The sequence below is a fragment of the Paenibacillus taichungensis genome (genome assembly GCF_013359905.1).
Classification (GTDB): Bacteria; Bacillota; Bacilli; order Paenibacillales; family Paenibacillaceae; genus Paenibacillus; species Paenibacillus taichungensis.
The window spans coordinates 133,175-156,712 of the sequence record NZ_JABMCC010000115.1 but is presented as its reverse complement, the minus strand read 5'-3'; the positions used below and the strand labels follow the sequence as shown (position 1 = coordinate 156,712).

Genomic DNA, 23,538 nt, shown 5'->3' with positions numbered 1-23,538 from the left:
TGTAGATAAACCTCCTGATGATCGAAAAATGCGTCTGCATGTTTGATCCATGCCAAGGTCACAGACACCATCCAAATGCAAAAATCCTAACTACGAGCAAGGAATACAATGATTCCCTGGCATCGTAGTTAGGAAGTATAGGCTTCCCGTAGAGACCCTCGCCCTGTGTACACTTTCGGCCTGCGAGGTTATACGAAATGAAATATGCACTTGTTGTTTGCGATTCGTGTGTGACGACTTTTCATATATTACATGGGAGGTGAGGTGGTGTCAACCCTGATTCACAATTTAAATTTTTTTAATTCAAATTCAAAGTAAACAACATGCGTTATTGCGTCATTTTACAGATGAAGAATCCCATGTTAACGTTTGCTGCAATCCTTCTTTGAGACCATTTAAATCCAATCCGTCCACTGCAAAGGCTTCTCGGATCAAAGGAGGAGCCACAAATTCGTCATATTTACCAAGATAAGGCGCTTCATCTTCTGAAAGCAACGCAGATGCGTCTTCTGCTGCTCGACACTCACTCATGATCTCGGCCAAAAGTGTGCGGCCATCCACTTTGCCTGACACGACAAAATAATAAGGCTCCATAGGTACAACAGATCGCAAGGCGAGCTTGTCAGACAAATTGTGCTTCATCAAACGTTCCAGTGTGCGGAAAGATTTGCTCCCCACCCAAGGTAATACATACAAGGAATCTCCTCCAGCTGGAATGACAACCTGCTTCAGTAAACCACTTTCACGTGCAAGTCGACGGGCGCGTTCCAATCGATTTACCGCTTGCGGGGACAGATAGGGATATATCACCGTGTCTGATAGTACTTCACGCATTTTCTGGACAACCGACGTATGAATGTCCCCACCCGCACCCAGCCACAACGTATCCACTTTGCCTTTGGCCGCCTTCACATACACAGATTTATGCTTATGATCGACCTCTTCCACTTTCCACAGTTTCCCGGCAAGAGAGAAACAGTATCCAGGTGGCGGCACGGTTGTAATCGACCCGATCTCCTCGGAACCGTTCAGCACTTTGTGCTCTTCATCATCTTTGAACACCGCGTAAAAGCGATAGTTATTCACGATTTTCTCACCTGTAAGCCCAATGATTAACGTCCGATCTTCTGTCCACTGCAGATGATCGGTCTCAATCAGATAATTCAGAAAAAGCTGATATTGATCTACACGAATCTGCGCGAATGGTGCGAGCGAAAGTATAGCTTCCGCCAGTTCTTTGGGTTCAGCCTCCCCCATGCTTTTCAGCATGCTCATCGTCTGATGATAGAGCACACCCATCGGCATCTTACGGGCCTCAAGCGGTTCAACCCACTTGGTCTTTACATACAATTCAATAACAGCAATAGCCCGCATGAGTGTCCATGGCATTCGAGCAGGCAATTGAGCTTCCTCATCCTCTTCTTCCGGACATACAAAAAGCATCTCGGAAGCCATATCCTCACGCCTGCCTGACCGTCCAAGGCGCTGAACAAAACTCGATGCACTATAAGGTGCTCCAAGCTGTACAACCCGCTCCAGTTCACCCAGGTCAATGCCCAGTTCCAACGTTACGGTAGCCGCAGCTACTGCTGGCCCTGATCCGGTTCGTAAGGCGGCTTCGGTCTCTTCTCTCAACATCGCGGATATGCTCCCATGATGAACATGGAATACGTCCCGCTCCTGTCTCCGCGCGGCGACACGCCGCATCTCAAGTATAGTGACTTCGGCATCCGTCCGGCTATTGGTGAATATTAAAGCCTTTTTGCGATGTGTACTCTCATAGATGAAGTCGTAATAGACCTTACGTGCGTTATGCAAATGTTCCGCCTGTTCTTCATCCCGTGCATCCGGAAACGAAAAATGCTCCACCCTCAGACGCAGCTTGCGGCCACCGGGGGAAGAAACCACATCCACCCCCTGGTTAGTTCCAGCAGCGAGCCAGGCTGTAGCAGCATCATAATCACTTAGTGTCGCAGATAATCCCACTCTTCTCGGTTTACATCCAGCCATACGTTCAATTCGCGCCAGCTCACTCAGTACCTGAATGCCGCGATCCGCTCCCATGAATGCATGAACCTCGTCAATAATGATATACCGCAGATCATGAAATAACGCCGGAATGGCATTGGGACGATTCATCAATAGACCTTCGAGCGATTCAGGCGTAATTTGAAGCACACCGGATGGACTTCGCATGAGACGTGTTTTCTCTGCCTGAGGCACATCTCCATGCCAGTGCCATACCGGAATATTGCCCTCGGACAGTAAGTCCTTTAGTCGCTCGAATTGGTCGTTAATGAGTGCCTTAAGCGGCCCGATGTACAAGATGCCCACCGATTTGGAGGGCCGTTCATGCAGCTCGGTCAGTGCAGGAAAAAAAGCCGCCTCCGTCTTACCGGATGCTGTGCCTGCCGCAATCAGCATATGATGCGGGGTATGAAAGCAAATGTTGCAAGCTTCAATCTGGGCAGGCCGAAGTGATTCCCATCTTTTTTTATAAATAAATTCCTGTACAAAAGGTGCCAGTCGATAGAAAGGGTTCTCACTCATAATTCAAACTCCGCTAGAAAATCATCCAGATCATCAGTAGATGATGAGTTCGTTCCTTTTCCTGTTTCCTGCGGTTTGACTGCTCGCTCACCAAGCAATTGAGCATAGGTCACTTCAGGATTCTGATGGAGTGTATGCAGCACATCCATGAAGTCCCGTACCACTTCACGTGTGGTCAGTAACTCATCCGCGCCGAGCCGATTGACCGCTGTTTGCATAAAATCAACTAAATCCTCATCCGTTAGACTTGCACTATATCCAAAATGCAGGGCATGAATCTGACGCAGCTTCTGCAACAGAATCAAAATCTCTTCATGGGATAACATCGAAAGTTTCAGGATCGGTCCGGTATAATTCGCGTATTCTCTTGCTGCATACCGCCCATCGATGAGTCTGGAGCGAAGTGCTTCATAACTGAATAGTCCGCGTCTTTCATCCTCCACGAATTGTGGTGTACCGCCCACAAAAATGCCGAGGTGTTCTGCTTTACCCTGCATCGTATCATTGAACATGGTAAGCAGTTTCTCGTAGTTGCTTTGCCGGGATATGCTGTTTGTAATTTTGTACAGATTCACCGCTTCATCTATGAATAACAGCAGTCCTTTGTAACCGATCCGCGCCGTAAATTCGGCCCATAATTTGAAGTAGTCATACCAGTTATCATCGTCAATGATGACGCCGACAGCCAGCTCTTTCTTGGCTTCGGTCTTGGTTGCGAATTCCCCTCTCAACCAGCGCAGCGCCGCTTGTTTGCAGTCATCATCCGCCAATTTATAGCCGTTCCAGTACGAAGCTAGCACCTTGGCAAAATCGAATCCATGCACCAAATTCTGCATTTCGTTTGTCACTGCATAGATCTGCTTTTCGACTTCAGCAGGAAGAGCCGGATCATCCGGGCGCAAGCCCTGACTTTGCATCGCTTGCTGCTGAAGACCAGCGATCCATTTCTGCAAAATCGGTTCCAGTGCCCCGCCATCCGGTCGTGTACGAGTAGACAGACGAGTCATCAGCTCACGATATGTTGCGAGCCCTTGACCTTTGGTTCCCACCAGTCTGCGCTCAGGTGACAAGTCGGCGTCCGCCACAACGAATTCCCGATCCATCGCATAGTTCCGAATCATCTGCAACAGAAAACTTTTCCCACTCCCATACCTTCCTGTAATCAGCTTAAACGCTGCCCCGCCTTCTGCAATATTGTCCATATCTCGCAAAATCGCGTCCACTTCAGACTTCCGACCAACAGCAATCTGCTCCAGTCCGATTCGTGGCACAACGCCTGCGGTCAACGAATTCACTAGTGCGGTAGTCAGCCGCTTCGGTATTTTAAGTTCTGCCACTTCCCAATCACCTCTTCACATGTTCAAACACATTCATATAATCCGAAACTATAAGATCACCATCAATCAGAAGGTCACCAATCGTTTCCATGGCCACATCATTAATTTCATCCAACAGGAGTGCAGGCATCGTGCCATATTGCTCAGCCACCCGCATCAGCTCCGTATCCGGGTTGACACCAAGCAAGGCATAAATTGCCTGTACATGCTGCGGAGACAGCATTTCAGAGAACTGTATCCACTCTTCATCCAGATCAGCAGAAAAATCCGCCTCCCATTGTAATGATAATGGCTCGGTATTCCCATTTTCTTGAACTCCGTCAGTTTTAAGCGCTCCCTCAAAGCCAACCTCCGGTTGGTTAGACTCCTCAGCTCTTTCAGCTTCATCCGTTGAACTTTGAATCGCCATAGAAGCTTGGCTGCTCGCATTGTTCGCACCCTCATCTTCGGTTGTATGATTTTCCTCGATCATGAGTGCTCTGCGCACATATTCGCTTTCCTGTTGCAGCGATGCAAGTTTCTCCGCATCAATTCGAACTATTGGTTGCTCTACTACTGGCATTTGCTCGACGGCAAAGGCCTTGTCCAGATAACGTTCAATCACGTTTGCAAGCTCAGGTTCAAGGGTCTTTCCACGAAGTCGCCCTCTGAAGCCGAGCAGTTCACGGCATTTATTTTCCGTGCATCGAAAAACTCGAGTTACAAACTGGATAAAATCTGCATGCTCTCCAATCGGAACATATGTCATTCGAACCGACTTTCCATAAATGGATTCGTCATATACGGCTTTTCGAAACAGCGCACGTTCGATAGTCCTTTCATGATTTAGCTCAAACTGATCCAATATGCCTGCCATGCGTGTACGCAGCAGATAAGAATCCACCAAAACCATAACTCGGGGAATGTACTGTTCCAGAACTTTCATGCCGCCATCTCTGTAAAATTTGCTGAGTGTAATGTCATAGTCATAATATCTTTGTAACAGCTTTAGCGAGATATCCGATATATTGCTGCTCAAGAGCCGTTGCAATTCCTTATCAAGAATCTCCGGTGGCAGAAATCCACTCGAAAGCTCCACTATCTCGGATAATGACATGTTCAACTCATGTACGAGATCATAATCAATAATCCATTCCTGCATGTACACATCCAACTGCGGAAGCCGTTCACGATAGTTCATCCATAGTTGTTTTAATTGGTTGAAGCCTTCCTGTGGTTCCTGCCAACCAATTCCGTTAATCAGCTCATAAATATGCACAAACAGATAGGACAGATCCGTGTCAGGGAAACGTCCTTGCCGAACTTCAGTCCTCCAATACATATACCACTGGCGCTGGGGTTCGTTCATCACTCCATAAGTCGGCCAATAACTCATAAAAGGAACAAAGGGAGCCTGCTCCCCTTCCACTTCAATGAGTTGCCTTGCTTCCTCTACAAACCTTTTCTCAGAAGACAATATGCCGCCAGGTAATCTTATATCAAAATCAGCACGGACAATCGTTGAACGATCAGGAACCGGGACTGCCGCTGTGATAGGCTCTTCGCTTAGATCTATCTCCATAAATTCCAGTTGTCTTGAATCCTCTTTCATTGAATTCCGTTTCACCGTCCTCTGCGTGTGAATACGAACAAGTGTATCCATATTCATCATTATAACACTTGTCCTGCGCCTGCGGTGATGAAAATAATACTTTCCTTTGTGATAGAAAAAAGAGAGGCATTCAAACTGATATCCAGTTTAAATGCCTTCCCTTATACACCTATCTGCATCCTTTATAGCAAGGTTAGTCCAACTTCATATCAAACCACGATCGTCCGATTTTTCCCGTCACTCTTGGCTTGAGCAAGCGCTAGGCTGGCTTTTTCAATCAGATTCGACATCATCAGCGTCTCCTCAGGTACCATTACCGCACCGCCAACGCTAACGGTGACCACATCACTTGGACTGGACAGATCTCTCTGAATTTGAAGTGCAAGCACATGTTGTCTGATTTCTTCGGCAAGCTCTGCTGAACGTTCCGATGTTGCATTCTTCAGTTTCAACATGAAGGTTCCTCCCCGAAGGCGGGAGATGATGGCATCATTCTGCTCACTGACAACGGCCAGCACTTCTCCAATCCACTGGAGGCATAGATCGCCACCTTGAAGTCCATAAGATGCATTATATGAACGGAAATCATCGATATCTATAATAAACAGTCCCAAACTGCATTTCTCTTGTAAACATTCATTCCAATCATCCTGAAGTTGGGATTTGAATATCGTCTGAAGCGGCATGTCTGTTAACGGATCTGTGTTGAGATAGTTCTCGAGCTGACTGGTTGTCTCCGTATAATGTTCCTGATCATTATGGGATGCCCCGCTGTTCAGGAGCACCATCACTGACGGTTTGCCTGCATGTGTAACAGAAGCCAGTGTGATCTCTAGCAGTAAGGACATGCCAGCTGCTGTGGTAAAGTATGTCTGGTTGGTAAACAAACGCGTATTGTTGAGCTTCAGTTCCTCCAGGTTTTGCTGCAAAATCGTTTTCGTCTTGTCAGGCACAAATCCCCTGAAATCCTTGCCGATGAGAGATTTGGAATTTTCATAACCAAGCAGTTCGGCTGCCTTGTTATTGCAATAAATGATGAACCCGTCCGTCAACGTAAAAAAGGCTACCGGTGAAAATTCCATCAACTGCAAATAGCGCTGCTCATTTTGTCGTAAAATACGTGCATTTTGCAACGCTTGCTCTTCCGCCTGAACGAGCTGGTTTTCCGTCTGACGACGCACGATGGTTTTGAGCAATGGCAGCACATTCAGTTCCTTCGTTGTCCACGGATAAGAGGTAGACTGGACGACCTCTCTCCATTTTTCGAAGGATTTCCGGGGAGACAGACGCATGCCATCATCGGTTTTGATCACCGCTTTGGCTGGATCACCTGCCCAATCCACAAGCTGAACCACTTCAGGCCGGAACCAGATGATATAATGATGCTGCCCAGGGGATATGGCAACATAAACAATACCCGATGCTTTTTCCTTGTAGGCTTTAGCAGGATCATACTCCAAACTCAGCTTGGAGGTGTGATAACTGTAATCTTCCGACTTGCCCGCCAGCCATGCAGCCAATTCCCGTACTTGCTCTTTTGCTGGCGTATCGCCATATAGCAGCAGTTTATCCTGATAACAAATCGCAGCTCCCGAAGCATCCATAAGACTCAGTAAGGTCTGCTCTTCGCCCTGCAATTCTTCAATAATCCTCGCTGGACTTGTATTCCCAATAAAAATATTAGCAATTTGGGTAGCCGCTTCACGTGACCTGATCTCAGCCTGATATTCATCCAGCTGCTGCCGTTGAAACAGTTCATTTGAGAAGAAGGAGCCCAGGAAGTTACACAAGTTACGAATACGATGGGGTATATATCTGGCTGAATAGTGATGACATGTAATCAGGCCCCACAGTTGGTTGTCATGGATCAGAGAGATGGTTACGGTCGCACCAACACCCATGTTCTGTAAATACTCAATGTGCAAAGGGGATACACTCCGCAGAACCGACAAGCTCAGATTAAGCGATTTGCCCGTTAAAGGTTGAAGCAGGGGAACAATCTCGACAGGTGTATATTTCACATTCACGATGGTGCGCAACCAATTTCGCAGGTACAATTCCCTTGCCTGTTTGGGAATATCTGACGCAGGATAATGGTGGCCGAGAAACGGCTCGAGCTCTTCCTCACGCGCTTCTGCAATGACCTTCCCATTCCATTGTTCGTCAAATTCATAGATCATGACCCGATCATAACCTAGCATTTCTTTCACTTGCTCGGCTGCAATTTGACTCGCTTCCACCCGATTATCAGTACTTTTAAGCCGGCTGAAGAAGCTGGAAATCCACTCAAAATCATTAACTTCAATATTTCCTTTTTCATAGGAAGGCTCCATTTCCAAAATTAACAGGCCTTCACTTTCATGAATGACAGAAGTGAAGACCTGAGCATGTCCGGAAACGGTAACCGTGAGATCCATATATTGCAGGTCTGATGTTACAGATGCACTGAAGGTGCGTGCCAGTACCTGCCTTGTATTATCCTTGCCAATCAGATGTTCGAGTGGAAGGCCCAGCACCTCTTGCGTAGTAAGACCGAGATGTTCCTCCGTATTTTGGCTGCATTGTACAATAGTCGGTATATTGTTGGTGCTCACAGCCAAGAGCACACCATGAGGTTGAATGAATCCGGGGATATGAATAGGTTCTTTGTCGCAATTGTTTAGATCAATTGGATCATTGGTGTACGTACCCTGATTGAGCAATGTACGGTTAAGCAAATTATTTTCTTTCTTGGACTTCGATTCGGGCATAGCCTGAAAAATCCCCTCTCATGATGTGATAACTCTTATTCTCAACTTACAACTGATCTGTATTTGTATCTGTATTTGTATTGATCCATTCGTCAAGTAATCGGAACGTTTCCGAGGCCGTGTGCACCATGATGTCGTGATCTTCTTCCGCTGTGATGGATTGACGCAGTAGTTCCGTGAACTCCGCCCATCTCGTTCTGGTTTCCGTACCATAAGCATTAAAATATTCCAGCCCCCGATCTGCATCAATCGGCAAGAACTGTGACAAACGTTTGGTCATGATCTGACCTCCGTTCGTAGATCCTTCAATGACGTATAAATAACCGAACAACCTTGCTGGTGTCGAGATATCCGGAAGATCCTTACATAAAGGGACCTGGCTGATTTCCTCTTCACTGGCGCCAAGATTCCGCAGGTCATTTTCAAGCAAGTTCGCTTTTCCTCTAATCCCGATATCCAGTCCCGTGCTTTCCCAGAAAGGCTGCTGTACAGCTTGATCTTCCAATGGTTTCAGGAACCCGTAAAATTTCTCCAGATATTTCTTATACTCTCCCAAGCTAACGGTTTGATTCATAATAGCCTTGGCATACTCGTTTTGTTCCACTTGTCTGTGATAATGAGCTGTCTCACTCTTCAGACGTTCCATAATGGTACTGGCTGTCATGTAATCATCGCCCTTCTATGTCGGATCTCTTCATCAGAATTAAGACTTATACTTAACTAAATGTTCAGTGTAGGTTTGAATGGGTAACCCATTTCATCTAGATAAAGACTCTATGTAAGTATACTTTTTCTTGTAGGAGAAAACTATATGAATCCAGCATCGTTACATTTTGAATACGATTGTTCGTTGTTATATTAACCAGCTACCTATCATCGATTCCACAGCTGTCCGCCCATCTTTCTTTCAACAGGAAAAAGTCCATATCTATGATGCTGTTCATCCATCAACATGATAAACTGTGCATATCCTGTTCTTGGAGGTATGAAGTATATGAATATAACCATTCAACACATAATAGATCACCTTACCGCCAAAGTTGAACTTCCAGAAACCACCGTGGATCAACTGATTACGGGTTCTCCCAATCAAACGATCACAGGCGTTTTTGTAACTTTTATGCCTACACAACATGTGATTGAGCATGCCATACAGCGTGGAGCTAATCTGATTATCGCTCATGAACCTCCCTTCTACAATCATCATAGCCATACCGATTGGCTGGCTGATGATCCAGTTTATAAATCCAAGAGAAAGCTAATCGATGACGGTGGAATTGCGATCTATCGCTGCCATGATGCAATTCACCGCTTTCACCCGGATGGCATTACGGAGGGATTGGTTCAGGCATTAGGATGGTCCCCTTATGTGGTGCAGCGTAAACCGGAAGCTGACATTCTATCCTTTCCGGAAGGAATGACAGTTCAGCTTATTGCGGAACATATTAAACGTTCGCTTGGGATCGAATATGTACGCCTAGCTGGTGATCCAAAGATGGTATGCAGACGAGCAGCAGTGCTTGTTGGTTTTCGAGGCAACGGCAATCTGACCATTCCTTTACTTCAACAGGGTGAGTTGGATCTGATTATCGCAGGTGAAGGATTCGAATGGGAGACACCGGAGTACATACGAGATGCTGTGCAGCAAGGAAAACAAAAGGCACTTCTTATGATCGGTCATGCCGAGAGTGAAGCTGTCGGGATGAAGCTTTTGTCAGAAAGATTGGCTACAGCTTTCCCGGAATTGCCTGTTCATTTTATTGGTGAGCAACCGGTGTTTCAAGTATTGTGATCTTGAGCCATCCTGGGTTCTGTCTGGATTTTGCGGAGGGTTTATTGTACTCTAAATGCTATGACTTCTGAGCTGAGGACATTTGTCCTTGGCTTTTTGAGTGGATATATCATTTAATAGAAATCGAAGAAGTAATGACGCGACAAGGAGAGTACAACCATGAGAGGAATTATTTTTGCACTATTAGGCGGTGCATGCATTACCCTGCAAGGGGTTGCCAATACCCGAATCAGTACGGACATGGGAACCTGGCAAGCGGCAACCATTACCCAACTCACCGGGTTCATTCTGGCGGCTCTGATCCTTGTATTCGTGCGGGACATCAACCTGCAAGGATTGAAGCAAGTCAAGCCCATGTACTTGGCAGGAGGCGCGTTTGGTGCAGTGATTATTTTCAGTGAAGTCACTGCAATCCAGCAAATTGGGGTAACTTTTACGATCTCCGCCCTGTTGATTGCACAGCTTTTCCTGACCTTTCTGGTCGACAGTAACGGATGGTTTGGTGTTGTGAAGCAGAAAATGAAACTACCGCAATTTCTGGGTATAGCATTAATGGTTACGGGCGTCATTATTATGAAGCTGTAGCTGGTCGAGTATAAAGTCGGGGGTGAAATACATTATGGAAGAGTTTCAGAATGAGCATCAATTATTGCACTATTTAAAACAATATCAACTCGAATCGGTATTTCACGAGCCCCTGCGTCCGCATATGACGTTATGCCACTTCGAGAAGTGCGAATTAATCTGCCGTGAAGGCGAAACATCCGAATATTTATATGTACTGGTCGAGGGGAAAGTCAAAATCTTCACGACCTCACCACAGGATAAAACACTCGTTCTTTGCTTCAAAACACCGCTTGAAGTGGTTGGTGATATCGAGTACGTTCGGGAGAGTAACATCGTGAACACGGTACAGGCGGTCTCACCTGTCGTGATGCTGCGCATTCATTATCAATGGTTAGCTGAACTTGCCAGCGATTACGCACCCCTGTTGAAATTTCTGCTCCAAATTATATCCCACAAGTTTTACATTGATTCGAACTTCTCCAACTTCAACCTGATGTATCCGGTCGAGGTTCGATTAGCCAGCTATTTGCTCTCCATCTCTACCGAAGAAGCGGGGACTGTTGTCCACGAAGAACTGGACGCCTTTAATTTGACAGATATCGCGAATCTGATCGGTACGAGTTATCGGCATTTGAATCGGGTGATTCAGAAGCTGTGTGCAGATGGATTAATCATGCGGGATCAGGGCTTTATTATGGTCAAAGATCGGGCAGGTCTGGCAGAAGTGGCGGGTCACAACATCTATGAATAAGGAGATCTCTATCCTATGATCATTACAGGTATTTTGCTAGCGTTACTGGCAGGTTCTCTTGTCAGTCTGCAGACCATCTTTAATAGTAAGGTAAATGAACGTACCGGCTCGTGGTCCACAACAACGATGGTGCTGTTCACCGGGTTTATTGCATCGTTTCTGATTTCTCTAATGGTGGAGGGCAAAAATACGTTTAGCTTCCAACATATGCAGCCCTGGTACTGGCTTAGTGGAGCCATCGGTGTTGGGGTGGTCTTCTGTCTCGTTCAGGGGATGAAGCTGCTTGGTCCCACCTTTGCGATCTCCATCGTACTTACATCCCAGTTAAGTTTCGCCTTGCTGTTTGATTCCATGGGATGGCTTGGACTGGAGCAGATCCCATTCTCGTGGAACCAGCTTCTGGGCGTTCTTGTCATCGTTGGCGGTATTGTGTTATTCAAGTTTGGCGGTAGCAAATCTGCAAAATCGAAAAAATCTCCTGGTGCATTGCAATCCGACTCATAGGAGAACAATAAAAAGAGTGTCTGTCCAATCCGTTGATTGGCTAGACACTCTTTTTGGCAATCGAACCACGTTTCGCTTAATTCGCTTAAACGAACTCTACGTTATGGTACACTTGCTGAACATCTTCAAGATCTTCGAGGGCATCAATCAATTTTTCGAATTGAGCTTGTGCATCCTCTGGAAGTTCAATGTGGTTTTGCGCAAGCATCGTCAGCTCGGCTACTGTGAACTCAGTAACACCGGCAGCTTTAAATGCTTCCTGTACAGCGTGGAATTGATCCGGTTCTGCATATACGATCACAGCATCGTCTTCGTCCACGATATCACGTACATCCACATCTGCTTCAAGCAGAAGTTCCAGTACTTCCTCGGAGTTTTTGCCTTCTACCCCGATTACCGCTGTAGGATCAAACATATAAGCAACAGATCCGCTCACACCCATATTACCCGCATTTTTGTTAAATGCAGAGCGCACTTCCGGTGCAGTACGGTTCACATTATTGGTGAGTGCATCCACGATAACCATGGCACCATTCGGTCCGAAGCCTTCATAACGCAGCTCTTCATAGTTCTCATCCCCGCTGCCTTTAGCTTTTTCCATGGCACGGTCAATAATGGCTTTGGGTACGTTATACGTTTTGGCACGTTCCAGCACGACTTTCAGTGCGCGGTTCGCTTCCGGGTCCGGTTCGCCCTTCTTGGCAGCTACATAAATCTCAACGCCGAATTTAGCATAGACCCGGCTAGTATTTGCATCTTTTGAAGCTTTTTTTTCTTTAATATTATTCCACTTACGACCCATATCGTTTCCGCTCACTTTCAACATATAATCTGCTTTCTACTTTGTCATTATATCTTGTTGGGCGTACTTCAACAAGTTTAGACTCACGAAAAAATGGTAAAAGCCAAGTTGATATCACCTTGCCACGTTCCGAAATCCCAAAGAAAAACGATCCAAAAACGTCAAAGAAGCAATTCCCTAAGGAATGCTTCTCTTCTCGAATCCATCTAATTAAGCATGAAACTGCTGCCCATCCAGCACTTCAGGCACATAACCGGCACGAATGACGAAATCTCCAAAATGCTCACCATCATTGCGCTCTTTGGCATATTGATTCACCATTGGAGTCAATGTGTCCAAAATTTCGGTTTCGCCAATATTTTCTTTGTATAATTTGTTTAAGCGATGTCCGGTAAAACTTCCGCCGAGATACATATTGTATTTTCCTGGAGCTTTGCCGATAAACGAGATCTCAGCCAGCATCGGTCTCGCGCAGCCGTTCGGGCAACCCGTCATACGAATGACAATCTCTTCGTCTCTCAGTCCCGCTTCGTCCAGCACAGGCTCCAGCTTGTCGATCAGTGATGGCAGGTACCGTTCGGATTCAGCCATTGCAAGACCACAAGTCGGAAGCGCCACACAAGCCATAGAACTTCTGCGAAGCGCCGAGTAGTGAGCACCATCGGTCAGATTGTATTGCTCAATCAGTGCCTCAATCTTTTTCTTCTTCTGGCTGCTGATGTTCCCGATAATAAGATTCTGATTGGCTGTGAGACGAAAATCTCCGGTATGAATTTTGGCAATTTCACGCAGACCTGTCATGAGCGGATAACCGTCCACATCCTTCACACGTCCATTTTGAATGAACAAGGTGTAATGCCATCTGCCGTTGCTGCCTTTCACCCATCCGTAACGATCTCCATTATGTTCAAAATGGAACTGGCGCGCCGCATCCAGTTTCCAGCCGAGACGATTCGTCAGTTCTTCCACGAACCATGCAAGGCCACGGTCATCGATTGTATATTTGAAGCGGGCATGTTTACGCACTGCACGATCCCCATAGTCACGCTGAATCATAACCGTCTTCTCCGCAACATCAATCATTTGCTCTGGTGTACAGAAACCAATGACTTTGGACACCTGCGGATAAGTCTTCGGATCACCATGAGACATCCCCATACCACCACCGACAGAAACGTTAAAACCTTGCAGCTTACCGTTCTCTACAATAGCGATAAATCCGAGATCCTGTGAAAACACATCTACATCATTGGATGGTGGAACGGCAATCCCGATTTTGAACTTACGCGGCAAATACACTTTGCCATAAATCGGTTCAACTTCTTCATCTGTGTCTTGTGAATCGATAATTTTCTCTCCATCCAGCCACAGCTCATGATACGCACGAGTCCGTGGATCCAGGTGATTACTCACCTGGCATGCCCATTCATATACTTCAGCATGAATATCCGATTGGTCTGGATTCGGATTACACATGACGTTCCGGTTCACGTCGCCACAAGCAGCTAGGGTGCTGAGCAACGAATCGTTTACTTCACGAATGGTATTTTTTAGATCCCATTTGAGCACACCATGCAGTTGAAATGACTGGCGCGTGGTCAGACGAATGGTCTCATTCGCATATTTATGCGCTACACGATCCATCATCAACCACTGTTCGGGTGTAACAATTCCTCCGGAAGCACGCACACGCAACATGAATTGATAAGCAGGCTCCAGCTTGGATTTATTCCGCTCATTACGCAGGTCACGGTCGTCTTGCATATAACTGCCGTGATGTTTCATCAGACGGTTATCGTCCTCAGGAATCGCACCACTGATCCGATCCGCCAGCGTTTCAGTCAGACTTCCACGCAAGTAGTCACTTTTGATCTTTATATCTTCCACATCACTGTTCGTGCGCTGTGGGTTAAGTAAGTTATTATAAGTCATGCTGCTTTCTCCTCTCGTATCTCCGGGATGCCTTATCCGGCATATGATCTGTAATTAATACACATCCCGCTGATACCGTTTTTCCTGCTGCAAACGTGTCAAATATTCCGCTGCCTGTTCAGGTGTTAGGCCACCCTCTTGTTCAAGAATGGTCGCGAGTGCAGCATGAACATCATGTGCCATTCGTTTCTCGTCACCACAGATATATATAACTGCACCTTCCTGTAACCATTGATACAGCTCTTTGCTATGCTCCAGCATCCGATGCTGCACATATACTTTCTCTTCTGCATCACGGGAAAAAGCGACATCCATCTTCGTAAGAACGCCGTCCTTGAGCCAGCGCTGCCATTCGGTCTGATAGAGGAAATCGGTGGAGAAATGCTGATCGCCGTAGAACAGCCACGTTTTGCCTTCTGCACCCGTCTCTTCACGCTCTCCAAGGAATGATCTGAACGGAGCCACCCCTGTACCTGGTCCAACCATGATGATTGGAGCATCCGGGTTCTCCGGCAGTTTGAAGTTTGGATTTTGCTGAATAAATACAGGTAATGTATCCCCTAGTTCAACTCGTTCAGCCAGATGAACAGAGCACACACCATAGCGCTCTCTGCCACGTGATTCATAACGTACTGTTCGAACGGTAAGATGAACTTCATCCGGGAAAGATTTCGAACTGCTTGCAATCGAATACAGACGTGCCGGGATTTTGCGAAGCACAGCTACGAACGATGCAGCCGGAATACCTTTAAGCCCATAATCCTGTACCAGATCCAGCAAATCACAACTGTTCATGACCTTGCGGAATTCCGAATCATCTGCAAGCAGAGCGGGCAACCCGCTACCCGGGCTCAGCTTTGCCAGCTGCTCCACAACGGGTCTTGTGACAGCAGTAATTTCGAAGTAACGCAATAATGCTTCACGTACAGAAACCTGGTCTCCACTTTTATTAACCGTAACGCGCTCATCTGCATTCCATTCCATGGCTGCAATCAGCTCATCGACCAGGCGTGGATGATTCTCAGGGAATACACCGAGGCTGTCGCCCGGTTCGTAGTCCAGATTGGAACCTTCCAGAGACAATTCGATATGACGTGTCTCTCGGTCCGATCCTCTGCCGTTCAAATTGAGATTTTCCAGCACTTCTGCCTTGAATGGATTCGTCCGGTTGAACTCGGAATCACCGCTGCTTACTGCGGCTCCAATCGCTTCACTTGTTACTACTCCCGCAGCAGCAGGTGTACTGCTGAGTGAAGCAAGCACATCATTCATCCACTCTGCAGCCTCTTCATCAAAATCAACATCACAGTCCACACGTGGTACAAGCGCTGTTCCGCCAAGTTCCTGCAAACGAATGTCAAAATCCTTCCCTGTCTTACAGAAGAACTCATACGAAGTATCTCCCAAAGCCAATACGGAGTAACGCAATCCCTCGAGCTTCGGAGCCCGTTTGCTATGCAGGAATTCATGCAATGGAATCGCATTATCCGGCGGCTCGCCTTCTCCATGTGTGCTGACAATAATGAGAAGATTCTCTACTTTTTTCAGTCCGTTCGGTTTGAAATCTCCCATTGACGACAGGGTTACCTGAAGACCCTGCTCTTCCAGCTTTTTCGCCAGTTTCTTGGATAGTCCACTGGAGTTCCCGGTTTGTGATCCAAAGAGTACCGTAACTTCCCTGGACACCGCAGCAGGTGCACTTGCAGGAGTAATACTTGCTGAAGATGCAGGCTGTTGTTCCACACCAGCAGGTGCAGCTACAGCCGCAAATCCCTGAATGGCTGTCAGATATCCGCTAAGCCACGTTTTCTGTCCATCGTTCAATGTAGGAATAAGGCGATTGAGCAGCTCAACCTGTTCCTGATTAAAAGGGCTGTTTGTCACTTGAAGTTCCACCATTTTCCACCTCGCGCATTACGTCAATTTTAATTCCTACTAAAATGATCATATTAATTTCTACTCTCTTGAAGCTACCATACCCGATGGTAGGGGTCAATTTCGATGATTTTATGGTATTTATCAGTTTCACTGATAAAGGACAAAAAAACAACAAATACCCTCCTCCTCAATTCAGGAAGGTTTTTGTTGTTTTTTAAATCTGGAAGCAGTTTAGTTCGAAGTCAAAAGCGGAATATATTCGCTAAAATGATTCTCCAGCACTTTGTTTTTATCACCATATACTCTGTCCAGATGATTCTCTCCCCACAGACAGATGCGGTCGATGATTGCCTGCAGTGTCAAGCCATACTCGGTCAGCTCATACTCGACCTTGGGCGGAATCTCGGGATGAATAATTCGATGGATGATTTCATTCTTTTCAAGATCACGCAGCTGCTGGGTAAGGACCTTCTGAGTAATGCCAGGGATAGCTCTGCGAAGTTCGCTTGTTCGTTTTTTACCTGATATCAGTTGATGCAGAATAAGAATCCTCCATTTTCCACCGACCAGTTCTAACATTGCCTGCACACCACTCTCATATCTTTTCAGTTCCTGTTCCACTGGGAATCCCCCTTAAATCATATATATGTATACCCATTATTAAAAGTAACCGAAGAACCTCAAAGTATCTACAGCACTCGAAGGTGCGTACTTCTCAATAAGATGTCATGAAACTTATAATAACATTGGTCAGAACGTTATACCAAAAAATGAAGGAAAAAGGATGGTCACTCATACATGAAAATTAAACTGGTCGTTACTCACCCAAGACAGGATTCTCTAACATTTGCCGTGATGAATCGTTTTATAGAAGGTCTGAAGGAGAATCACCATGAAATTGATATCCTTGATCTGTACCATGATGGATTCGATCCGTTATATAGCGTAGAAGATGAGCGAGATTGGCAAAATCCCTCTAAGCAGCATGCCCCTGTAATTCGCAAAGAGCTAGATCGCGTGCTCGCGGCTGATGCCATTGTCTTTATTTTCCCGGTATGGTGGTACAACGTTCCTTCCATGCTCAAAGCTTATCTGGACAAGGTATGGAACATGGGGCTGCTGAACAAGGCAAATTCCAAAAAGGCACTCTGGATTGCACTAGCTGGAGGAACGGAGGCTTCATTCCATAAGTACGATTATTACAACATGATTTCGAATTATCTGAATAATGGGATCGCTGGTTATGCAGGATTGCAGGAATCCCGAGTCGAGTTTCTCTATGAAACCATATCCGAATCCAAAACGCATATTGAAGGCCTGCTGGAGCAAGCGTATCAAATCGGCAGACATTACAAGTAACCTCTGCAATCGGAAAGAAAGCTACTGGCTCATTAAGAGTGGACTTCACCGTCGAGTTATCCCCCATGCCGGGCGCATAAGCAAAAAGAAAAAGGCTTATTTCATCCTTTAATCCAGGTTGAAGTAAGCCTTCTCTTCTTACGCTAAAATGGTTGTTATCATCAGTTAGGCCAAACCAATTTACCCATCATTGCATACAGCAGCGTTGCCGATTCGGCACGAGTCGCTTGGGCAAGAGGCTTCACCTCTCCGTTGTATCCACCGACGATGCCCTGCTTTACAAGCAAGGCTACGCTATCGCGGGCATATGAGCGGATCGTGGAAGCATCGCGGAACTCTACAAGGCTATCCGCCGAAGCTGATTCCGGCTCGACCAGTCCGGCCGCTCCGAGTGCCCTCACGGTCAGCGTCATCATTTCCTGACGGGTGATGGTTGCCTCAGGCATAAAGCGCCCGTCCCCGGTGCCACCAGTGATGCCAAGCGCACGCGCCGTGGTTACCGCTTCATAATACGATGCCTCCGCGCTGACATCGGAGAACGCATTCCCGCGCAACGTTTTCAAGCTGAGTGCGGTCATCAGCCACTGCACGTATTGACCACGCGTCATCACCTGTTTCGGATACAACTGACGGGAGTCCTCGCTTGCACCTTCATCAAAGACTCCTCGGGCTGCCAAGGCCTCCAAGGCATTCTTAGCCCATGGTACATTCGCGAGATCAGTGAACGTCTGCTGCACAGACACGGCAGCATAATTTCCTGCTGCGGACGTAACAGTGAATACGACCTCTCTGCTATTCTGATCATAACGGCTTTGGGGCAACGGAGTTGCCACATGATTCGCATCTATGGCAAACCCTACGATTATATCCCGTTGTACATTTTGCAATGTTTCGTAGGGCATACGAAGCGTCAGTTCACTTGCTGCTGGCCAAGCATCACCGTCCAGATCAATTTCCAATCGAACCCCGTGCTGTGTTCCGAGTTGATCTGCAACTGTCTGCGACAGCTGAGTTCGAATCAATCGGACCGATACAGTCTCATATCCTGCTAAGTCTTTCATTGAAAATGTGGCAGGAAGCTCTAACGTCCCCAATTCCGTAACGATGTTGAATACATGTGCGTCGCCTTGGCCCACCAACGCAGAGACAGGCAGCAATAGTTCATATGCACTTGCTCCTGAGACCGGTTTCTGCCGAAGTTCGACCAGACGGTGACTCTTACTAGCAGGAGCGACTCTCAATGCCTCTTCAATCGCTGAAGCATCCACCTTCGTCTGTACTACACCCTTCTGGTCAACAATACCTTGTAACTCAAGAACGGCACGGTCTTTTTGCGATACTGGTCGTGGCGATGAATTCTCTGTACTTGGGGTACCACTTCCTGATTGCCCTCCGGAGCTGCTCGAATTACCGCCGGCCGAACCATCGGAACCCGAGCCGCCTGGTGTTGGTGTATACCCTGGTACCTTTACCATTAGCGGTATAGTCATCGCTTTGCTTTCATCAGAAATTCGAGTAATCTCCAATTCCAGCATGACCGATGTTTCCTTCGATGGCGGGATGATCGTTCCATCGGTTTGAATGACGGTCGGCACCGAACTAGAAGCGATCTCCACGGCAAAACCTTGCGGCACAGTCGGCAACTTCAACCTCTTCGCACCTGCAGAAGGTTGCTCAAGTACCGTAATGCTTGCAGCCACATCGGCAGTGGTCTGTTGGGCCGTAAGCACATGATACGCGGAAGACAACCCGCGCATCGAATGCCCCGACGCGTCAAAAGCTTCCACTTTGTAATAATAACTGGTGCCGGGGCTCAGTTCGTTGTCCGTATACTCCCGCAAACTGCCGTTGTAGACGACACTGTACTCTCCTTTCTCACGATCGGAGCGATAGAGCTTGTAGCTTGCTGCGCCAAGAATTGCATCCCAGTGGAGTGATGCACTTGTTGCAGCCGACATATCAGCATTTAGACCGGCGCTATCGTCCGCAGGTGGCACCGCATCAGACTTGGCGATTATAATCCAGCTGATCAGCGGGTCCTGTGATGCCGTATTACGTACCGTTAATTCCAACTTGTTTCCAGATACGACAATGCCTGTGTGAGCTCTTACACTGGCGGGTGTATAAGTAACTGCACCGGTATTCGTGCCATTGATGAGGAAGTTCGCTTTCCGCGATGTGTTCGTCCACGGATCGTTGAACCCGGCGTATATATTGTATGTCCCGTTCGGCACATCGAAGGTATAGGTCAGATCACTGCCTTTGGGCGAGTTGCTGACATTGCCGCCGTTCAAATAACGGACGGTCGAGAAAATATCCCCGCCGCTCGAACCGGAAGCGAGCGCATCGGCGCTGACATAACCCCAATTCTGTCCCTCCTCCGGAGCGTACAACTGATCTGCCGTATCCGAATTGACGAGCGTGCCTTTCATGTAGGCACCCATCAGTTTATAATCAGCCGTTTCGTATCCACCGCTGTTCACGAAATACTGTGCGTTCTCCGGAATAACATATACTCGGACAGCCTGCTTTTTGTTACCGAACTCCGGTGTCGTTACCTGAAGGGTGATTGGTCCGGGTTTCGCAAAATCTTCTGCCTCCATGACCCGGTTATCCACTGTCCATACCGCTGGGGTTGACACAAGCGTACCTCCGTCATGCACATTTACCGTCGTAGGCAGGGAAGGTACTTTCCCGAGCGGCACAGCTTCCGGCAGCGGATCGGCGATGTCTACCTTGCCCATCGAATTCAGCAGATCAGGCGACCAACTGTTATACCACTTTATAGCGATGTCTGATCCTATCCCAAACTCAATGGGCAAGAAAACGTATTTTGCCCCATCGTTTGAGAAATTGCCGCCGTTCCACGTGTCTCCCACGTAAATGAATTTTCCTTTTTCCGGATCGACTGGAATGACCGACGTAGTCTGCGTACCGAACGCCTTACCCGGATCGGGATCGCTCGGCAATGTGCGTACGAACGGATTGGTCATCGTTGACCAAGGACCAAAAATGTTATCAGCCACCGTCACTTTGTTTTCGTTAGGGGCCCAGCCGGACGCGCCGGAGGTCAGAATATAATATTTGCCCTGATACTTGAACATCGCGGGCGCTTCACGCTGTCCGCCTGGGAACACGCGCACATAATCGACACCGTATTCCGCCTGATAGGTCGAATCACGTACCGGATTGCCTTTGTCATCCGTACGTCCTTCCTTATGCCACCCTGTTACGTCACTGTAGTCTTCATTCAGTTTGGAGATATACAGCGTCAGGTTTTCCTCACTGGAGTAGATCAGATATCCGGTACCATCGTCGTCCTTGAACAACGTCATGTCACGTGCCATGCCCCGATCGCTTGGGAAGTAATCTTTCTCCCCTTCAGGAGTTCTGTCCATCCGGTAACTCTTCTGATACACGAAAGGCCCTGTCGGGGAGTCACTGATTGCGTAGCCGGCCCGCGCTTTACCGTAGTTTGCACTATCGTTGTAGGGGTCCTTGTCTCCGTCCATGTGGGCCCACATCACATATTTTTTCGTTTTGTCATTATAGATGACCTTTGGTCGTTCAATAATTCGGCCTTTACGGATATCGGCCCAAATGTCCACCTTGTCGTCACGACCTTCATACAACTTGGCGATCAACGGGTTCTTGTCGAAATCATCCATCGATTGAATCATCGTCAGTGCCATGCCTTCATCTGTCCAGTTCAGCAGGTCCTTGGATGAATATACGCGCACACCAGCGGCTGGCCATCCGCCCGTATGGTATTCGCCATACCAATAATACTTTTCAGTCTGTTCATCGTAAAAAAATCCTGCGCCGTGTGCGTCGATCGGCTTGCCGTCCTGATCCGGCCATAATTGCCCCGGCGTAAAGCTTGTACGAATGGTGGCAACGCCCAGCGGTGCAGATGCAGGAGAAACGATGTCGTCGACGGTTGCCTGGATCATGTAAAAATACCCCGTGCCCATCGTCAGACCATTATCAATAAACGTACTTTCATTGCCACTGTACACCTGCTGATACGTACCTGCAGCACTGGTTGCACGGGACACCGTATATGTTACATCAGATCCAGAAAGTTCGTTCCACCCTAGAGAAATCGACGTATCCGTTACGACTGTAGCAGCAAATCCTGCTGGGGAATCAATCGAGTATGTGGTAGCCTCGGCAACGGTGAACGCAGATTCTCCGGCAGCATTAAAGGCTGTTACGCGATAGCTGTAGCTGTTGCCGGGATCAAGCCCCTGATCCGTGTAACTGAGCGCCGTACCTTCATACACCTGATTATACTGGTCGCTGCCAGCCTCAGCCCGAGCCACACGGTAGCCAGCCGCCTTGTCAACGGCTGGCCAAGACAGCTTCACGCTCGTGGCATCGAGTGCCAAGGCCTTCAATTCGCCTGGTCCCTGTGGAGCAACGGCTGTCGTCCGAACCTCCAGCGGCGCAGACCATAACGATTCGGTCATCCCCCCATATTCATAGGCGAGCTTGTAATAATACACCATATCCGCACTTAACCCCTCATCCACGTAACCCAAAGACCCGGTGTTGGTAATCAGGGAATATCCACTATCAGGCGTAGAGGAACGGTACAGGTGATAGCTTGTTGCACCTGCTGCCTCGGTCCATTGCAGTGAAACCGAAGACGCCGTCTGTTCATCGTTGGAGAGTTGGAGATCGTTCCCTGGTGGCTGCTCGGCAATGATAACGTCATCTATATGTACCGACTGCCACTTATTACGAATGCCAACTGTACCCGACCCGTATGTAGTATCGATCAAATCGAATACTAACCGATCCGAACCGTTTTCGACGATGTACCCGCGAATGGAAGAACCCGACAGCACCATTTTGAGCGTATACCACGTATTTTTGGCCAACGCATAGTCCACCGATTTCAATGTCATATCTGTTCCGTTTACCCGCTTGGAAAAGACAAGTTTATTGTTAGGGGCCTGCATTTGAAAATAATAAAAGTTGCCCTTATCCTGAAACCGCGATAGAATTCCCGGAAATCCCTGACCGCCCCCCGTGTAAAATCGCATGGAAACCGTCATGTCAGTCATGACCTCTCCGGTTGAAATGATGCCTTCCCCAGTATCGCTCTGAAAAAGTGTGGAGTTGGACGTATCCGTTGGGTCCGCCATTACCTCCCAACTACCTGAGCTTACGTCCCACACTGGCGATGCCGTGTAATCTCCGTCAGAAAAATCGTCCTGCAACAACGTAGCAGGCATTCTATCCGCATCGGCATATGCATGGCTTGGTAACATCAACGGTCCTGAAGACAATGCCAACGTAGCAGATAACATGAATATCAAGGGTTTCCTGAGTTTATCCAATGTTCATTCTCTCCTTTGACTTGGAAGATGAAAGCATGGTTCTTGAAGGCGGTGTTGTTATCCGACCTGTTCTCAGCAGTGAGCATGCGGTAGAAAAGTGCGCTCCACCTCCCTTTTTTGATGAAACCGGTTTCATTACAGAGCAAAAAAAGACCCGTCTTCTCTCCTAAGTGCAATGATACCAAAACGGAATACCTCGTCTTCTTTGCCCCTATGTCGTGAAACAGGTTTATATTATATAAATGTAATCGCTTTCTCGAATTATATGATTACGTATTTGAAGCTGTCAACCATTAACTCAGCTCGGACATTTTTCGCTGTAACAAGCAAAAAAAACGCGTATTCCGCCTGCTATGCAAGCAAAATACGCGTCTTCT

Annotated in this window: 16 protein-coding genes; 6 read left to right on the top strand and 10 right to left on the bottom strand. The window is 47.4% G+C overall.

All coding sequences use genetic code 11. From position 1 onward, the window contains the following. Positions 1-336: 336 nt before the first annotated feature. The 5 genes from HP548_RS20130 to HP548_RS20110 all read right to left on the bottom strand — a co-directional run bounded on the left by HP548_RS20130 (position 337) and on the right by HP548_RS20110 (position 8,892). The gene (locus HP548_RS20130) at positions 337-2,550 is read right to left on the bottom strand and encodes a DEAD/DEAH box helicase (RefSeq protein ID WP_175382635.1); all 2,214 of its coding nucleotides are present in this window, start codon (positions 2,548-2,550) and stop codon (positions 337-339) included. Further along, positions 2,547-3,887: an ATP-binding protein gene (locus HP548_RS20125; RefSeq protein WP_076291077.1), complete on the bottom strand. Its 1,341-nt coding sequence runs from the start codon at positions 3,885-3,887 to the stop codon at positions 2,547-2,549. The genes HP548_RS20130 and HP548_RS20125 overlap by 4 nt, the downstream gene beginning before the upstream one ends. Positions 3,888-3,894: 7 nt before the next feature. Continuing rightward, the gene (locus tag HP548_RS20120) at positions 3,895-5,478 is read right to left on the bottom strand and encodes a TerB N-terminal domain-containing protein (RefSeq protein WP_175382634.1); all 1,584 of its coding nucleotides are present in this window, start codon (positions 5,476-5,478) and stop codon (positions 3,895-3,897) included. 209 nt (positions 5,479-5,687) lie between these two features. Continuing rightward, complete coding sequence (locus tag HP548_RS20115) at positions 5,688-8,228, bottom strand: diguanylate cyclase domain-containing protein (protein ID WP_175382633.1); 2,541 nt, start codon at positions 8,226-8,228, stop codon at positions 5,688-5,690. A gap of 46 nt (positions 8,229-8,274) precedes the next feature. Next, positions 8,275-8,892 (bottom strand): biliverdin-producing heme oxygenase, encoded by a 618-nt coding sequence (locus HP548_RS20110; protein ID WP_076291074.1) that lies wholly within the window; start codon positions 8,890-8,892, stop codon positions 8,275-8,277. 330 nt (positions 8,893-9,222) lie between these two features. On the opposite strand from HP548_RS20110, the gene HP548_RS20105 reads away from it, so the two are divergent. From HP548_RS20105 to HP548_RS20090, 4 genes are all read left to right on the top strand, one after another. Beyond that, a complete protein-coding gene (locus tag HP548_RS20105; protein ID WP_175382632.1) occupies positions 9,223-10,020 on the top strand; it encodes a Nif3-like dinuclear metal center hexameric protein in 798 nt (265 codons plus the stop codon). A gap of 159 nt (positions 10,021-10,179) precedes the next feature. After that, positions 10,180-10,605, top strand: coding sequence for a DMT family transporter (locus HP548_RS20100; protein ID WP_024633836.1), 426 nt, complete (start codon positions 10,180-10,182; stop codon positions 10,603-10,605). Positions 10,606-10,639: 34 nt separating this feature from the next. Then, complete coding sequence (locus tag HP548_RS20095; RefSeq protein ID WP_076291072.1) at positions 10,640-11,338, top strand: Crp/Fnr family transcriptional regulator; 699 nt, start codon at positions 10,640-10,642, stop codon at positions 11,336-11,338. 18 nt (positions 11,339-11,356) lie between these two features. Beyond that, complete coding sequence (locus HP548_RS20090) at positions 11,357-11,842, top strand: DMT family transporter (protein WP_076291148.1); 486 nt, start codon at positions 11,357-11,359, stop codon at positions 11,840-11,842. Positions 11,843-11,927: 85 nt separating this feature from the next. Here HP548_RS20090 and HP548_RS20085 read toward each other — a convergent pair whose 3' ends face one another. The 4 genes from HP548_RS20085 to HP548_RS20070 form a co-directional block, all read right to left on the bottom strand. Then, complete coding sequence (locus HP548_RS20085; protein ID WP_064640900.1) at positions 11,928-12,644, bottom strand: YebC/PmpR family DNA-binding transcriptional regulator; 717 nt, start codon at positions 12,642-12,644, stop codon at positions 11,928-11,930. Positions 12,645-12,854: 210 nt separating this feature from the next. Further along, a complete protein-coding gene (gene cysI, locus HP548_RS20080; protein ID WP_099852601.1) occupies positions 12,855-14,576 on the bottom strand; it encodes an assimilatory sulfite reductase (NADPH) hemoprotein subunit in 1,722 nt (573 codons plus the stop codon). A 54-nt stretch (positions 14,577-14,630) separates the two neighbouring features. Beyond that, complete coding sequence (locus HP548_RS20075; protein WP_175382631.1) at positions 14,631-16,472, bottom strand: assimilatory sulfite reductase (NADPH) flavoprotein subunit; 1,842 nt, start codon at positions 16,470-16,472, stop codon at positions 14,631-14,633. 213 nt (positions 16,473-16,685) lie between these two features. Then, on the bottom strand, positions 16,686-17,075 hold the full coding sequence (locus HP548_RS20070) for a winged helix-turn-helix transcriptional regulator (RefSeq protein WP_099852609.1): 390 nt from the start codon (positions 17,073-17,075) through the stop codon (positions 16,686-16,688). Between the two features lie 177 nt (positions 17,076-17,252). Between HP548_RS20070 and HP548_RS20065 the strand changes: the two genes are divergently transcribed. Then, a complete protein-coding gene (locus HP548_RS20065) occupies positions 17,253-17,813 on the top strand; it encodes an NAD(P)H oxidoreductase (protein WP_175382630.1) in 561 nt (186 codons plus the stop codon). A gap of 161 nt (positions 17,814-17,974) precedes the next feature. Here the strand turns inward: HP548_RS20065 and HP548_RS20060 are convergent, their stop codons facing one another. Beyond that, positions 17,975-23,161, bottom strand: a complete 5,187-nt coding sequence (locus HP548_RS20060; protein WP_175382629.1) for an S-layer homology domain-containing protein — start codon at positions 23,159-23,161, stop codon at positions 17,975-17,977. On the opposite strand from HP548_RS20060, the gene HP548_RS33115 reads away from it, so the two are divergent. Next, positions 23,161-23,331, top strand: a complete 171-nt coding sequence (locus HP548_RS33115) for a hypothetical protein (RefSeq protein ID WP_217504766.1) — start codon at positions 23,161-23,163, stop codon at positions 23,329-23,331. The genes HP548_RS20060 and HP548_RS33115 overlap by 1 nt on opposite strands. Positions 23,332-23,538 lie beyond the last annotated feature (207 nt).